At 43.7% G+C, this 14,585-nt stretch carries 11 protein-coding genes and 2 pseudogenes; 9 read left to right on the forward strand and 4 right to left on the reverse strand.

The genetic code is table 11. The features are described 5' to 3' along the window. The 5 genes from zrgA to ACU01J_RS12245 all read left to right on the forward strand — a co-directional run bounded on the left by zrgA (position 1) and on the right by ACU01J_RS12245 (position 4,323). Entirely contained in the window at positions 1–606 is a 606-nt protein-coding gene (zrgA, locus tag ACU01J_RS12225) for a zinc uptake protein ZrgA (protein ID WP_481085956.1), read from the forward strand. Positions 607–662: 56 nt separating this feature from the next. Continuing rightward, complete coding sequence (locus tag ACU01J_RS12230) at positions 663–1,370, forward strand: ABC transporter ATP-binding protein (RefSeq protein WP_481085957.1); 708 nt, start codon at positions 663–665, stop codon at positions 1,368–1,370. Next, entirely contained in the window at positions 1,367–2,626 is a 1,260-nt protein-coding gene (locus ACU01J_RS12235) for an ABC transporter permease (protein ID WP_481085958.1), read from the forward strand. Before ACU01J_RS12230 ends, ACU01J_RS12235 begins: the two co-directional genes overlap by 4 nt. A gap of 2 nt (positions 2,627–2,628) precedes the next feature. Further along, positions 2,629–3,126, forward strand: a complete 498-nt coding sequence (locus ACU01J_RS12240; RefSeq protein WP_481085959.1) for a DUF3299 domain-containing protein — start codon at positions 2,629–2,631, stop codon at positions 3,124–3,126. Positions 3,127–3,426: 300 nt separating this feature from the next. After that, a complete protein-coding gene (locus tag ACU01J_RS12245) occupies positions 3,427–4,323 on the forward strand; it encodes a TIGR03899 family protein (RefSeq protein WP_481085960.1) in 897 nt (298 codons plus the stop codon). Positions 4,324–4,514: 191 nt separating this feature from the next. Here ACU01J_RS12245 and pgi read toward each other — a convergent pair whose 3' ends face one another. Then, positions 4,515–6,167: a glucose-6-phosphate isomerase gene (pgi, locus tag ACU01J_RS12250; protein ID WP_481085961.1), complete on the reverse strand. Its 1,653-nt coding sequence runs from the start codon at positions 6,165–6,167 to the stop codon at positions 4,515–4,517. A gap of 294 nt (positions 6,168–6,461) precedes the next feature. Here pgi and ACU01J_RS12255 point away from each other — a divergent pair, with 294 nt between their 5' ends. After that, positions 6,462–6,881: a secondary thiamine-phosphate synthase enzyme YjbQ gene (locus tag ACU01J_RS12255; protein ID WP_481085962.1), complete on the forward strand. Its 420-nt coding sequence runs from the start codon at positions 6,462–6,464 to the stop codon at positions 6,879–6,881. 46 nt (positions 6,882–6,927) lie between these two features. On the opposite strand, the pseudogene ACU01J_RS12260 reads toward ACU01J_RS12255, so the two are convergent. Further along, positions 6,928–7,377: pseudogene (locus ACU01J_RS12260) on the reverse strand (BamA/TamA family outer membrane protein); the annotation flags it as partial. A 97-nt stretch (positions 7,378–7,474) separates the two neighbouring features. Continuing rightward, positions 7,475–10,501: a Tn3 family transposase gene (locus tag ACU01J_RS12265; RefSeq protein ID WP_144232083.1), complete on the reverse strand. Its 3,027-nt coding sequence runs from the start codon at positions 10,499–10,501 to the stop codon at positions 7,475–7,477. A gap of 192 nt (positions 10,502–10,693) precedes the next feature. Here ACU01J_RS12265 and ACU01J_RS12270 point away from each other — a divergent pair, with 192 nt between their 5' ends. After that, positions 10,694–11,335 (forward strand): recombinase family protein, encoded by a 642-nt coding sequence (locus ACU01J_RS12270; RefSeq protein WP_038231468.1) that lies wholly within the window; start codon positions 10,694–10,696, stop codon positions 11,333–11,335. A gap of 374 nt (positions 11,336–11,709) precedes the next feature. On the opposite strand, the pseudogene ACU01J_RS12275 reads toward ACU01J_RS12270, so the two are convergent. Further along, positions 11,710–12,392, reverse strand: a pseudogene (locus tag ACU01J_RS12275) (IS630 family transposase). A 630-nt stretch (positions 12,393–13,022) separates the two neighbouring features. On the opposite strand from ACU01J_RS12275, the gene ACU01J_RS12280 reads away from it, so the two are divergent. Together ACU01J_RS12280 and ACU01J_RS12285 are read left to right on the forward strand one after the other, a co-directional pair. Beyond that, on the forward strand, positions 13,023–14,009 hold the full coding sequence (locus ACU01J_RS12280; protein ID WP_481085963.1) for an OmpA family protein: 987 nt from the start codon (positions 13,023–13,025) through the stop codon (positions 14,007–14,009). Between the two features lie 14 nt (positions 14,010–14,023). Next, on the forward strand, positions 14,024–14,585 hold a 562-nt coding region (locus tag ACU01J_RS12285; RefSeq protein ID WP_481085964.1), incomplete at its 3' end, for an Ig-like domain-containing protein.

The following is a 14,585-nucleotide window of genomic DNA, read 5'->3' on the forward strand; positions in this document are numbered from 1 at the left end:
ATGAACAAGATTACTCCCATCGCACTTGGTATCACGCTAGCAGTAAGCAGCTTTGCTCAAGCAGAAGAAGGTTTTCGTCAACACAGCGCACACGTCCACGGTGTGGTTGAATTTAATATCGCTCAAGATGCTAACGAACTGCTGATGGAGATCACGGCGCCAGGGGCTGATGTTGTGGGCTTTGAGCACGCTCCTCAAACTGATGAACAAAAACATCAACTTGAAGCAGCAGTAACCCAATTGAAAGATGCCAATAGTATCTTTACCTTAACGGCAAGTGCTGGTTGTAAGATTGAGCATAAGTCAGTGACTCATACATTAGGTGAAGATAGCCATAAAGATCATGAACACCACGATGACCATGAGCATCATGACGACCATAAAGGCCACGATCATCATGATGACCATGAAGGACACTCATCTTCTCATGGTGAGTTCACCGTTGAGTATCACTTCGAGTGTAGTGACATCGCCAAACTGGATAAGATGAACACCAACTGGTTCTCTCACTTCCCTAACACTGAATCAATTAAAGTGAATGTATTAACTGATACTAAGCAAGCAGCAATGCAATTAGCTAAAGGCGAAAGCACAATTTCACTTTAATGTTTTAAAGTGGCCTAGCCTCAGCTAGGCCACTTAATCTGATTCGGACTGCAATTATGACTAAAACAGACCAGTCTTCGGTGGTTGAACTTACTCAGGTCACATTTACTTGGCTAGGTAATGACACCGCTACACTCGATATCCCTTCGTTAGTTGTCACTCACGGTGAGCATCTCTTTATCAAAGGGCCAAGTGGATGTGGAAAATCAACTTTACTCGGACTCCTAACTGGAATTAACACCGCAACCTCGGGCCAAGTTTCTTTACTCGGTGAAGAGCTGACCAAGATGTCGGGTAGCCAAAGAGATAAGTTTCGCGCCAATAATATTGGCTACATCTTCCAACAGTTCAACTTACTGCCCTATCTTAGTGTGATTGAAAATGTCACTCTTCCTTGCCAATTTGCCCCGCAAAGAAAAAAGCAGGTTGAGGGTGATTTAACCGCCAAAGCAACCGAGTTATTGGAAAAGCTGCGTCTTCCGAGCGCACTGCTCAATAAACCAGTGACTGAACTGAGTATTGGCCAACAGCAGCGAGTTGCAGCAGCCAGAGCACTGATAGGTAACCCCAAGGTCGTGATCGCAGATGAACCAACCTCATCGCTCGACTTTGACAACCGTAGCGCGTTTATTGAACTTCTGCTCGAACAAGTAAACCAAGCAAACTCAACGTTACTGTTTGTCAGTCATGACCCGACGCTCGAAGCTCTGTTTGATCGCACCATTAATCTACAACAGCTCAATCAAGCTGGAGTTCAATTATGACACCTACACTTTCTCTCGCATGGAAGAGTGTTCGCAACCGAAAAGTGACCGCAATCCTCACAATTCTGACCGTGGCAATATCAGTGATCCTACTCCTTGGAGTAGAGCGAATTCGTACCCAAGCTAAGAGCAGCTTTGCTAACACTATTTCTGGTACAGATTTGATTGTTGGTGGTCGCTCAGGTCAAGTTAACTTGCTGCTTTACTCTGTATTTCGCATTGGTAACGCCACCAATAATATCGACTGGAAGAGCTACCAAGAGTTTAGCCAACACAGAGCTGTCGATTGGGCCATTCCCATCTCATTAGGTGACTCGCACAAAGGGTTTCGAGTTATGGGGACTAACCATAGCTACTTCGATCACTACCGTTACGGACAAAAGCAAAACCTCACATTTAACCAAGGTAAAGAATTCAATGGGTTGTTTGAGGCAGTGATTGGCGCCGATGTTGCCCGCTCACTTAACTACCACATCGGCAGTGAAATGGTTATCGCTCACGGCATCAGTGATGTTGGGTTTAACCGCCACGAAAACACGCCGTTTAAAGTGGTCGGTATTCTTGCTCCGACAGGTACACCGGTTGATAAGACTGTCCATGTTTCTCTTGAGGCTATTGAAGCGATTCATATCGGCTGGGAGTCGGGCGCTAACCTAGGCAATAATCCAAGCTCAGAGCAATTGCTGGAAATGAACTTTCAACCTAAGCAAATCACCGCAATGATGTTAGGTTTGAAGTCCAAGATTCAAACATTCGCCCTGCAAAGGCAAATCAATACCTATGCAAAAGAACCCCTTAGCGCGATATTACCTGGGGTAGCGTTGCATGAATTGTGGGGGATGATGTCGGTTGCAGAACAAGCCCTAATGGCCGTATCCGTTTTTGTGGTCATCGCAGGCTTACTCGGCATGCTATCAAGCCTACTGACCAGCTTACAAGAACGCCGCCGCGAGATGGCCATTCTGCGCGCAATGGGAGCAAGACCCCGCCATGTATTTAGCTTACTGATCCTAGAAGCAAGCGTACTCACCTTCATCGGTTTGATCGTCGGCACCATCGGCTTATATGCGTTGCTTGCTGTTGCAGCTCCGCTTATCCAGCAACAATACGGGATTAATCTACAAATGATCGCTTTATCCCAATATGAATGGTTACTTCTCGCCGCAGTGCAAATTGCTGGTACAATTATCGGCTTTATTCCTGCATTCAGAGCTTATAAGCAGTCTCTCAGCGACGGTATGACGATTCGAGTATAAATATGAAAAAACTGATCCTACTATTCTTGGCCCTATTTTCAGTTAGCCTTACCAGCTACTCAGTCAGTGCAGAGGACACTCTGACATTAGATTGGATTGACCTTATTCCAGAAAGCGAACGCAATCAGTTTGATTCCTACGGTATGCCTGCCGTGAATCACTCAGGTGATGTGATGAAGCAATCTAAAGTGGGAAGTGTACGACCAGAGCTGAACGGCAGTACGGTGAAAATTCCAGGATTCGTCATCCCGCTCGAAGGCAATGAAAATATGGTGACGGAATTTCTACTGGTACCGTATTTTGGAGCATGTATCCACGTGCCGCCACCGCCGCCAAACCAGATCATTTATGTGAAGTTCCCGAAAGGCGCTCCAGTACAAGAGCTGTGGGATGTCATTTACGTGATAGGCACACTTAAAACCGAAACCATTAGCCATGAGCTAGCAGAAACTGCGTATGTCATCGAAGGCACTGAAATTGCCGAATATGATGATATGTAGATGTTAACGACTAAAGTAACCTGTTGATTACCTATATTAGCCTAAGTAACTAGATAAATAGCCTAGTACACCAACGTAGACGAGTAATAATAGGGCAATTGACAGGTGCTTTTTTAGTTTATTCTCATTGAAATACTTCATAAGCCCCTCAAGTTTAATGATAACAATTTTAACAACTTGTTATCATCTTTGATAGCGATATTTTTTATAGGCTAGCTCACAGTCTTTTTCTGGCAGACAATAAAGTTCCGAGGTACATTTAGTAATCAATAGTAAGCATCTGATGGCTAAGGAAATAGCATGTCTGAGACCAGTAAACCCGTTGTCATAGACCAACAAGCAGATCAATCTCAACGACAAGAGAAGAAATCCAGTTATATCAAAGACAGCGCTAGTCGCGTTCTCAATATTGCGCAAACTTATGGCTTGGATGCCCTGTTACAAAGTGAATCTCCAAAAAAGACCACCATTGAGCGTGCGCTTATTCGAGAAAAGAAACGCAAAGAGTTACGTCAGAAAAACTTAGAACAAATCCTCAAACTCGCCCACCTCTCATGTAAAGATGAAACCGCAGGTGATCCAGACCAAGATTGGCTGTATCGATTTTTCGATATGGCACAAGAAGTTCATAATCACGCCATGCAGCGACTCTGGGCACAGGTGCTCAAACGCGAGGTGACTAACCCTGGCTCTACCTCGATGAAGGCGTTGAAAGTTCTGCAAGATATGACGCCAAAAGAAGCGCAAATACTACAACGTGCCGCATCTCTTGCATGCAGCTTTGGAGGTGACAATAGTCGTAAGCTGTTAGTGGGTTACCGCTCTCAAGCGGGAATCTTTAGCTTTGGTAAACGTAACACGACCAGCAACATCAATGTCGGTAACTACCAGCTGCCCTACTCCAGCTTACTGGTATTGTTCGAATTAGGTTTAATGCATGGGACTGAATTGGAGTCTGGCGAGATTGAATTAGATTCTCCGCTTCCGTTGCTTTATCAAGGTAAACAACTCTCTCTGCAAGCACACAGCAAAGGCGTTCGCTTACTCTATTACCGCTTCAGCCCTACCGGCAATGAGCTCTGCAAGCTACTAGGCAACAAACCTAATATGCCGTATTACGACCAATTAGTGGCACTGCTCAGCCAAAAATTCACTGCCAGCACCGAAACCAAATCTAGCATTGATACGATGGCTTAGGATAATAACAAACGCGAAAACATCTCTACCTCAAGAGCGAAGGGTGAGTGAATTGGGGAACTCTTGAACGTAAATGACTCTAGAATAGATTCGCTACTTCTTCCTTCGTCAGTCTATGGAATGACAAAATCTAATACCAACAAAAACGCCAGCATCTCTGCTGGCGTTTTTATATCAATTGCGACGGAAATTTAAGCTTTGAATGCTTTAAACGCGTTAATCAAACCGTTAGTTGAGCTATCGTGAGAGCTGATTTCAGAGCTGTCAGCTAGTTCAGGTAGGATCTGGTTAGCCAATTGTTTACCTAGCTCAACACCCCACTGGTCAAAGCTGAAGATATTCCAAATCACACCTTGTACGAAGATCTTGTGTTCGTACATTGCGATTAGGTTACCTAGAGTGCGTGGCGTGATTTGCTTAACTAGGATTGAGTTAGTTGGGCGGTTACCTTCAAATACTTTGAATGGTGCTAGAGTCGCCGCTTCTTCTTCGCTCTTACCTGCTTTAGCAAATTCCGCTTTCACTGTCGCTTCATCTTTACCAAATGCCAGTGCTTCTGTTTGAGCAAAGAAGTTAGACATTAGCTTCTGGTGATGATCGCCTGCTGGGTTGTGACTTACTGCTGGAGCAATGAAGTCACATGGAATCAGCTTAGTACCTTGGTGAATCAGCTGGTAGAACGCATGCTGGCCGTTAGTACCTGGCTCACCCCAAATGATTGGGCCAGTTTGGTAAGTTACTGCATTACCGTCACGGTCAACGTATTTACCGTTTGACTCCATGTTGCCTTGCTGGAAGTACGCAGCAAAACGGTGCATGTACTGATCGTAAGGTAGAATTGCTTCAGACTCTGCGCCATGGAAGTTGTTGTACCATAGGCCGATAAGCGCAAGGATCACTGGGATATTGCTTTCTAGTTCAGTAGACGCAAAGTGGTTATCCATCTCGTGCGCACCGTCTAGTAGCTCAATAAAGTTGTCATAACCGACTGCTAGAGCGATAGAAAGACCGATTGCTGACCATAGTGAGTAACGACCACCAACCCAATCCCAGAACTCAAACATGTTGTCTGTATCGATACCGAACTCAGATACCGCAGGAGCATTCGTTGAAAGCGCTGCAAAGTGCTTAGCAACGTGTGCTTCATCACCCGCAGAAGCTAGGAACCAATCACGTGCGCTGTGTGCGTTGGTCATGGTTTCTTGAGTGGTAAACGTCTTAGACGCCACTAGGAATAGCGTTGTTTCTGGGTTTACTTTCTTCAATGTTTCAACGATGTGTGTGCCATCAACGTTAGAAACAAAGTGTAGGTTTAGGTGGTTTTTGTATGGTGCTAGCGCTTCAGTCACCATGTAAGGACCTAGGTCAGAACCACCGATACCGATGTTTACGATGTCAGTGATCGCTTTACCTGTGTAACCTTTCCACTCACCGCCAATAACGCGGTCAGTGAACGATTTCATTTTCTCTAGCACTGCATTAACTGCAGGCATCACGTCTTCGCCATCAACCATCACTGGTTTGTTGCTGCGGTTACGTAGTGCGGTATGAAGTACTGCGCGATCTTCTGTTTTGTTGATCGCTTCACCGCTGAACATCGCTTCAATTGCTGCTTTTAGCTCAGTCTCGTTTGCTAGAGCAAATAGGTGCTTTAGCGTTTCTTGATTGATTAAGTTTTTAGAGTAATCAACTAGGATATCTGCACCGAAACGTGTAGAGAAGTTGTCAAAACGAGCTGAATCTTGAGCAAATAGTGCTTTTAGATCCATATCTTGTGCAGATTCGAAGTGCGCCGTTAGCGCTTTCCAAGCTTGTGTTTGCGTTGGATTGATATTTTTCAACATGGTGTCTATCCCGATGTTCAGTAGGTTTTATTCCATACAGTCTAGCGAAAACTGGCGGAATCCCCGATTTAGCAAAATAATAATATTAGATATGTTAGGGCAAATTGCCACAAAACAAGACTTTGTAATTTTTTTTCAGGCCAGCATTATGACTCAGGCGACTCTCACCCACATTGAGTTAGGTCACGTTCCCTGATTCAAATTTGAACAAATCCAATACCAGCTTTATGAGTTTACCACCAAGCTAGGTTAAGCTTAACGTTTGGTTAACGAATTCTCGATTATAGGCATCTTATGTGGCAGCAAAAAGTCATCCATTTAAACGCGCGTCAACGAGGCTTTCATTTAATTACCGATGAAATTGAACAACAATTACCGCAATTAGCTGATTATTCTGTCGGATTATTACAGCTATTTATCCAACATACCTCAGCCAGTTTAACCATTAATGAAAATGCCGATCCGACCGTACGCCACGACATGGAAAAGCACTTCAATAAGTTTGTACCCGAGCGTGCGCCTTACTACAAACACACCTATGAAGGCGATGACGATATGCCTGCCCACATTAAAGCTTCGACGCTCGGCTGCAGTATCATGATTCCAATTAGCAACGGACGACTTGCTTTAGGCACTTGGCAAGGGATCTATTTAGGCGAGCATCGAGATTATGGTGGCAGTCGCCGCGTGATTGCGACACTGCAAGGCGAATAGAACGAAAAAGGGAGCTATTCGGCTCCCAAATTAGTACTGTTAGTGCTTAAAAAGGTTGATTAATCATCACTCGGAAAGTGCCTTCATCCACCCCTTTGGCTAACTCTGCTCGCACCACAATACCTTCGACTTGAAAGCGTACGGCGCCACCAAGGTTCCACTGCATATTCGTATGAAGCGTTTTAGCATCATACTCATCAGCGACTCGCCCCGCTTCTGCAAACACCACCCACTGCCACCATGGCAAGTCGTAGTAATTGATCACCGGAATATCATCAAGCGGCTGCCAGTCTGGCAACACTCGGTATTCTGCTGAGTAATGCACTGCCGAACGTCCATGATAACGACCGCTAGTGTAACCTCTGAGTCGATACAATCCGCCTAAGCGCACTTGCTCTTGCTCCGGTGGCTTGGTGCTGTCCCAACTTGGCGTATCGGCGGTATAAAAGTCTAACGCTAAGACTTGTTGCTCAAACAGCTCACCCAACGGCCCAAGTGGGGTTTTGCGCCCACTTCAGCGAAAAGTCCAATGTGAGCCTACAGCCCTTTATTTATAAGGGCCGGCAGGGATCGCTTACTCTCTAATATCCTTCTTAAGCCACCAGTTCGACCATGCTATCCTCTCTCCAAGGTTCTAAGTTCTCAAGCAGTTTCTCTAGAACGATATTGTCTTTCTGAATACCAAAGGTGTAATTACCGGCAAGTTGGATATGACGCCATGCGACTGGAGATAAACCCGCTATCAGATTCACCACTTCCTGATTACCTTCTTGCTCAAACTTTTCAATCAGATTGGATAGCAAGGCTGAGTTATAATAAATGATGCAGTTAGCAATAATTCTCGCACAATCATTCCACTGATCTATCTGATAATCATTGCCTCCACGGAATTGATTTCCATTGATTGACGCAATAGCTCGACGTAGTTGGTGGTAGGCTTCGCCACGGTTCAAAGCTTGCTGAACAAACTGTCGCAGGACTTTATCGTCAACATAATCGAGGATATAGAGGCATTTAATGATTCGGTCATACTCTCTAAGTGCGGCTAAGGTTCGACTGTTCTGTTTGCCGTTCGACAGCTTGGTAATGATCGTACTTTGTGTCGTTGTCTTACGACTTAATGAGCAAATGATCCTTTGAATATTTTCCCACTCACGTTTGATTAGTGAGGTGTTAAACGGTCGGCGCAGCTTTAATGATACGGCCTCTCCATGCTCTATTTCGAACAAATCATGGAAGACATATTTAAACTTGGCGTATCGTGGAGCGAATTGGTAACCAAATAAGTCAAGGATCGCAAAGTTGACATTATTGACCCCATGAGTATCGGTTGCTAACGCTTTAGGCTGAATATCGCTGCTATTGTTATAGAGCAAATCAAAAGCATGATGTCCTTCATACTCGTTAGCTGAAATGATCTTGGTGTTGACAGGGACATGGTTTGACACCAACGTAAGGGCGGATACTCCTTTGCCTTTACGGAAGTATTTTGCTGAAAATCGAGCCTTGAATGTATTGATGCGGCAGGCATGCTTTTGACCATCAATACTACCAAAAGGGGTGGACTCGTTGATCGTGTAATGTTTAAAGATCGGAAGTTTTGCCAGAGCATCCGAGATCACATCATTGGCATCGCTTGTCGTCTCCGGCCGAATGTATCCATCATTTACGGCTCTCAGAACACCAATGGCTCGATCAGATATCGATGACATATGATGCAATCCATAATTAGAGCCATTGCCAAAGATACAAGCGAGTAAGTCTTCTTCTCTCGCCTTACTTCCTAGCTTTTTAGTTCCGATACTTTTGAAGGCATCTAAGTAACCGGTTCTCTGATTAACGTAATCCATGATTTCGATAATACCCATATGTTGAAGTTGGTTGTAAATCGGGTTATCAAGATCGTCTTTCCAACGCTTATTAGCTAACTTCCAAGTGAGCTGATTGGTGCGAGGTTGATGGATAACAAAATCATTGGCTCCATCATTGATATTGCGGCTGACTTGAGCCATTTTGTGACGCACGGATTTTGTTAATGTCGCAAGGGTTTGCTCGATAGGAGCAATCAACTTATCTAACCCTGTATTGGCAACAAGATTTTCATTTTTTTTCCATTCAGTTATAGGGATAAGATCATCTTCGAGACGTTTGTTTTTCGCACTTTCGTTGACAAATATATGGTTGCTATCAAGCATTCGAGAGACTTTCTGGTACAAGTAATATTCAAAACGTCGATAGTTAACGCCTTCCTTATCAACGATATAGTCTTTGTCCTGCTTAAGAAGTAACCTTTGGTCGGCAGTACAAAGGTGCTTTTCTTTTTGAAGCTCTGATTTTGCTATTTGTAATTGCGTAGAAAGTAATGTCTGACCTGGTTCACATTCAATATCTATCGCTAGAAAAAGAGGCCTAATCGAGTTTGAAATCTTTCTATATTGGCTGTCAATGTGTTGCCATTCGTACTGTCGCTTATCAAAATTTTCCTTATTTAAGTGCTGACTAATGAGCTGGATTTCATCTTTGGAGAGCTTTTCAAAGGCATTTTGCCGAATATCACCAAATTGAGTCTGGTCACTGACGGAGTCATCGACAAAGAGTCCAAGGAGGTGACCGGCGTGGGTCAACTTGTCTCTAACCACTTCAAGCTCATCTGCAATCCGTTGTTTAGCAGCGGCAGAGGCGGATTCCCTTTGTTTTCTGGTCACATACTGAAACGCGGTGACTAACTTATCATTCGTTTCTTGATAACGGAAAAACAAGTAACACACGATATATAGCATCCCTTGCCATTCAGGAAAACGACGGATCTTATACAGGGATTGGTGCCGAATAATGGACGCGTAGTACGTTAAGTTCCCTTGCGATAGCCCGAGTTCATTGATGAGCCCCTTTATCTCTTGATACACACTTTTTATTGTACTGTGTGTTTCAATTTCACGCATAAGTTCCGATGGGGTGAAGTCTTTCGCTGAGCCTTTCTGCGCTGAAAGTTGATTCAAGCGCCCTTTGGTATGCAGTATTTTTTTAAGTTGCATACGAGTGGTATCTGACATGGAACTTGAGAGAATAGACTCTGTCCTCTGCCTCTCACTGGCTAGGACGGACGTGATCATGGTTTGTAATGTTGAATAACCGGCTAAGCCAATGCGTTTTTGGCCAAAGAAGGCTAAGCATTCATCAAAAATATACTTGGGATAAGTACAGATCGTTGCCACATCTTGTAGGCGTTCTAACAACGATTTCTCATCCACCTTAGAGAGTCGAGTAAAACCAAGGATTTCGTACATCTTCAATATCAATGTTGCTCGAGTACTTTTGGCAATAAGCGGGTATTTGGGCTTTCTGTTTGGAAAGTAAGTTGCATAAAGGTAATCGACATCTTGTTTGACATCTCGCAATCTGAACTTCGGTACGACTGGCTTAGCTCGGAAGTACCCAATAAGAAGTAGTAAATAGATTCGAGTTTCAACTTTACTCAAGGTTGATAGCACCTTCTCTATACGGGGATCTACCGAAAAGTACTCTTCCCGCTCACTTTGATTAAAGACAGGGCGTGAATACAGCTCATGGATCTCTTGATCTGTCAGAATTTGAATTCGGCTTGGCTTAACAGTTTGCATCGTTCTCCTTTTTCTCTATCAGCCCAAGTGAAAGGTCATCATACTAGAGGTAAGATTGTACAATCGATGTTTTATGTGAAATTTAAGTATACTTATAAGTCATAAGTAAAAATTGACACGAAAAGCACATTTGTCATAACCTATTTGTCATACACGTTTAGATCATAACCTAAATGTCACCTTGAGGAACTTATGTACATCTTTGGATACTTAAGAGCATCAACTTCTGATCAGAATGCAAAGCGTGCTCAGAAAGCTTTGCAGGAGTTTGTACAGCAAAAGGGCTTTCGAATAGCGGGTTGGTATATTGAGAATGAATCGGGAGCTTCTTTACAAAGACCAGAGCTTCTTCGATTGCTTGATGATGCGGCAATTGGTGATGCAATCATCATAGAGCAAATTGATCGTCTTTCTCGTCTTGATGAAGAAAGCTGGTTCACATTGAAAGAAATGCTGCACGAAAAAGAACTCAAGGTGATTAGTCTGGATTTACCAACCAGTCATGTTGCATTCTCTCCCCAAATCACCGATGAATTTACCGGTTCGATGATCAAAGCAATAAATAGCATGATGATGGATATGCTAGCTGCTATCGCAAGAAAAGATTACCAAGATCGCCGTCGTCGTCAGGCTGAAGGAATAAAGAAAGCCAAAGAGGAAGGTAAATACAGAGGACGGCAAGCTGACTCTGATCTACACGAAAAGATCTATCAGCTACGAGTTATCAACGGGTTAAGTATCAGTGATACCGCAAAGTTGACAAATGTGTCTACTAGAACGGTGATTCGAGTAGCTCAAAAGTTGGCAAGTGAGCGTTCTGTGGCAGTAATTTAACCATTTCATACGGAGAGACCAACATGGCTGTAACTGTATTAGGTATCGGCCTGATAAAAATGGGGTTGCACTCCATGAAGCTGCTCACAAAGGTAATATTGTCCTTTGTAAACCCAAAATAAGTCGCGCTAAACTATTGGAAACCTTAGCATACAAACCACCGTGTTTAATTGGAAGTTGTAGCAGCGCTTATTTTTGGGTTCGGACCTTGAAAAAGTAGGATATGAAGTTCGACCTATTGCTCCAACGTTTGTCTCTCCTTATCGGTTATCAGGCCGAACAAAAAAATGATGCAACTCACGCTCAAAGGATTTGTGAAGCGGTTTAACGCCCTCATATAAAATCAAACACCTAAATAGCTGATCCGAATACTGCTACATTTTCGCGATACCGTGTCCGTTGCCAGGAAAAGGCGAAACGGTTTCCCTAAAATGCCATACCTTGCCAAGAAGTTCCCGCATGTTTCGGCAACTGTGATTACAGGTTACCGTTTCATGTAGTGCCAACCATAAGCGCTCTATCTTGTTGACCCAAGGTGAGTATACCGGTTGAAACAACAACCTGAACTTGGGGTTGCTCTTGAGCCAAGCCAGGGTTTTACGGCTCTTGTGAATGATGTAATTATCCAGAATTAGCGTGATAGTTTTGGCTTTGCGGTAATGTCGTTTGAGCTTTTCCAGCACTGTAATAAACAGCTCCGATGCCTTGCTGGCGCTGCTCACATAAAGCACTTTTCCTGTTTTGGTATGTAGCGCTCCTGCCAAGTAGTGCTTGCGGTTGTTACCCGGGGTGACAACACGTTTTTGCTGCCCTTTGGGCATCCAGTCCGCCCCGATTTCTCTGATTTCAGTCCATCGATGCCACATTGGGTGTACCAGCCCAACCATCGGCCTATGCTGGAGCGGGCTGCGCCGGTGATGTGCTGAACTTGGGTAACCGGCAGCCCTTGATGCAACATCAACATCGCCATCAGACGCCTGGCAAAGTGCTTATCGTTGGTTTTTTGAATCAATTTTTGCATGCGCTCAGCGCGGCATAGTGGTGCTAAGATAGCCATTCTCAGTCCTCAGCGAGTGGTGGGTTTGTTTGGCGATAGATCTGATCGCTCAAACAGGACTGAGTTCCCTTCCTGTGATCTACTATTTGGAATAGCTATTTAGCGTAGCTCGCAAGTAGGACGTTCGCTTATACTGTGATAGGGGTATAGGGGGGCCATAAGCCCCATAGTGTATATGGTTAACTGGTAGCGATGATACACCACAATGGCCTAACCTGTTGATAATAATGAAAATTGCAACATCATGACTTTAAGCGCCGATTAATGCAAGGCAGACAAGCGCATGGCTTAATGTTGCACGAGATCGGAAAGTGAACTTGAATAATTCTAGTGTTCTGATAGCAAAGCAAATGCATCAAAACCAGTTATTATCTGTGGACTCTATTTTGTGAGTCTATTTCGATTTTTGCGTTACCTTCTATCGATATTTATCTCTCTGAGACCGGCTATTTTGGTTTTCATTTTTTGGATAAGATGAGAGTTCTTTCTTTGTAGAAAATAAAGTGCAAACAGGTCAGATCAGTTGATTCAAGCCCCAATATCCAAGCAATGTTTGCTTAAAAATGATACTATCTATCTATCTATCTATCTATCTATCTATCTATCTATCTATCTATCTATCTGAAAATTATGAAAAAAATAATATTACTTACTAGTTTATTCAGTATTCCAGTACTGGCTGCGACGGAGTCCCCTCAGATTTTTGTTGGTGTAAAGGGTGGGTATCAAGACGACAATTACAATCATTCAAATCCAGAGGGCACAATTTTAGGTCTCTATGGCGGGTTACAGTTTACGCCCTCTTGGAGTTGGGATTTAGGCTATCAATATCACGATAAACTAAAGGCGGACGCCACCTCGGTTAATGTTAAAACTTGGTTGATTGAAAGTGCTCTTCGTTACGATTGGTATCTACAAGATAACCTAAGTTTATACGGTCGGCTTGGTGCTGCTTATTGGGACATGGAAAAAACGCAACTGTCTTCAAGTAAGAGCGATGCGACAGGTTTTTCCCCTCTAGGTGAGGTGGGGATTAACTATTCCTTTAACCCTAACGTCCGATTATCAACGGGCTATCAATACATTGACAGTATTGGTAAGTCAAATACGGGTAAGTATGATAGCCATGGATTGTTTGTCAGTCTAACCTATACGTTTGGCAGTACAACTCAACCAGCGTTAGTCGAAACAGCGCCAACATCTATTATTGAAAATTCTCCAGTTAAAGATACCGTCACTATAAAAACACCTCCTCAAACATTGGTCTTTTCATCAAAAACTACAGATGTATTGTTTGGTTTTGATTCAGTCAAACTTAGCCAAGAGTTTATTGACCAATTAACTGAGACCTCTTCAGTATTAAATTCTTACCCACAAGTTCAGGCCAAAGTTGTTGGACACACTGACTCAACAGGCTCAGCACTCTACAATCAAAATCTTTCTGAGCGTCGTGCTCAAGCGATTGTCAATAAACTGGTTGAATTGGGTGTCACACCGACGCAACTTGAGTGGAAAGGTGAGGGTGAATCTCAACCTGTTGCAGATAACAATACTGCACAAGGACGAGCTAAAAATCGCCGAGTTGAAATCACCATCCCTAGCTTCCAGTATCAATGATAAGTTATATTTTTATGAATACATATTTTAAAACCTTATTTTTAGTGGTGATTTTTCCACTACTAACGTTAATAGCCGGTTGTAATTCAGAAGGTGCTTTCTCTGAATCAACCATAAAATTAGAACGTATTGACATCGTCGCATCGCCGATAACAACGAGAGGTGCGAGTCAACTGACACTTGCAGTAGGTAACAAGCAACCTTTCGAAGCGGTTGGTCACTACTCTGATGGCTCATCTCGCACATTGACGGATTTAAACGTGAGTGATTGGCACACAAGCGACCCTGATGTAGGACGCTTTGATGAGCCAGGAGTATTTACTGCGACTAACGTGGGTAATACGACCCTCACAGCCACGAAGGATGGCGTGACCAGTAATACGGTGGATGTGAATGTGTCGGCAGCGGTCATTACATCGATTCAAGTGACGCCTTCGCCGGTCAACGTAGCAAAAGGTCAGACTCAGCAGTTAACTGCAACAGCGACATTCAGTGATGCGACGTCCTCTGACGTGTCTAACTCAGTGACGTGGACGCCTATCGATACGGCGACGGCTACCGTGTCATCAACGGGGT

The organism is Vibrio sp. 2433-A1 (assembly GCF_056726085.1).

Bases quoted from the DNA above. Each gene is read 5' to 3' on its own strand.
- ACU01J_RS12230 (WP_481085957.1), top strand. From the start codon at position 663: ATGACTAAAACAGACCAGTCTTCGGTGGTTGAACTTACTCAGGTCACA.
- ACU01J_RS12245 (WP_481085960.1), top strand. From the start codon at position 3,427: ATGTCTGAGACCAGTAAACCCGTTGTCATAGACCAACAAGCAGATCAA.
- ACU01J_RS12280 (WP_481085963.1), top strand. From the start codon at position 13,023: ATGAAAAAAATAATATTACTTACTAGTTTATTCAGTATTCCAGTACTG.
- zrgA (WP_481085956.1), top strand. From the start codon at position 1: ATGAACAAGATTACTCCCATCGCACTTGGTATCACGCTAGCAGTAAGC.
- ACU01J_RS12255 (WP_481085962.1), top strand. From the start codon at position 6,462: ATGTGGCAGCAAAAAGTCATCCATTTAAACGCGCGTCAACGAGGCTTT.
- pgi (WP_481085961.1), bottom strand. From the start codon at position 6,167: ATGTTGAAAAATATCAATCCAACGCAAACACAAGCTTGGAAAGCGCTA.
- ACU01J_RS12265 (WP_144232083.1), bottom strand. From the start codon at position 10,501: ATGCAAACTGTTAAGCCAAGCCGAATTCAAATTCTGACAGATCAAGAG.
- ACU01J_RS12270 (WP_038231468.1), top strand. From the start codon at position 10,694: ATGTACATCTTTGGATACTTAAGAGCATCAACTTCTGATCAGAATGCA.
- ACU01J_RS12240 (WP_481085959.1), top strand. From the start codon at position 2,629: ATGAAAAAACTGATCCTACTATTCTTGGCCCTATTTTCAGTTAGCCTT.
- ACU01J_RS12235 (WP_481085958.1), top strand. From the start codon at position 1,367: ATGACACCTACACTTTCTCTCGCATGGAAGAGTGTTCGCAACCGAAAA.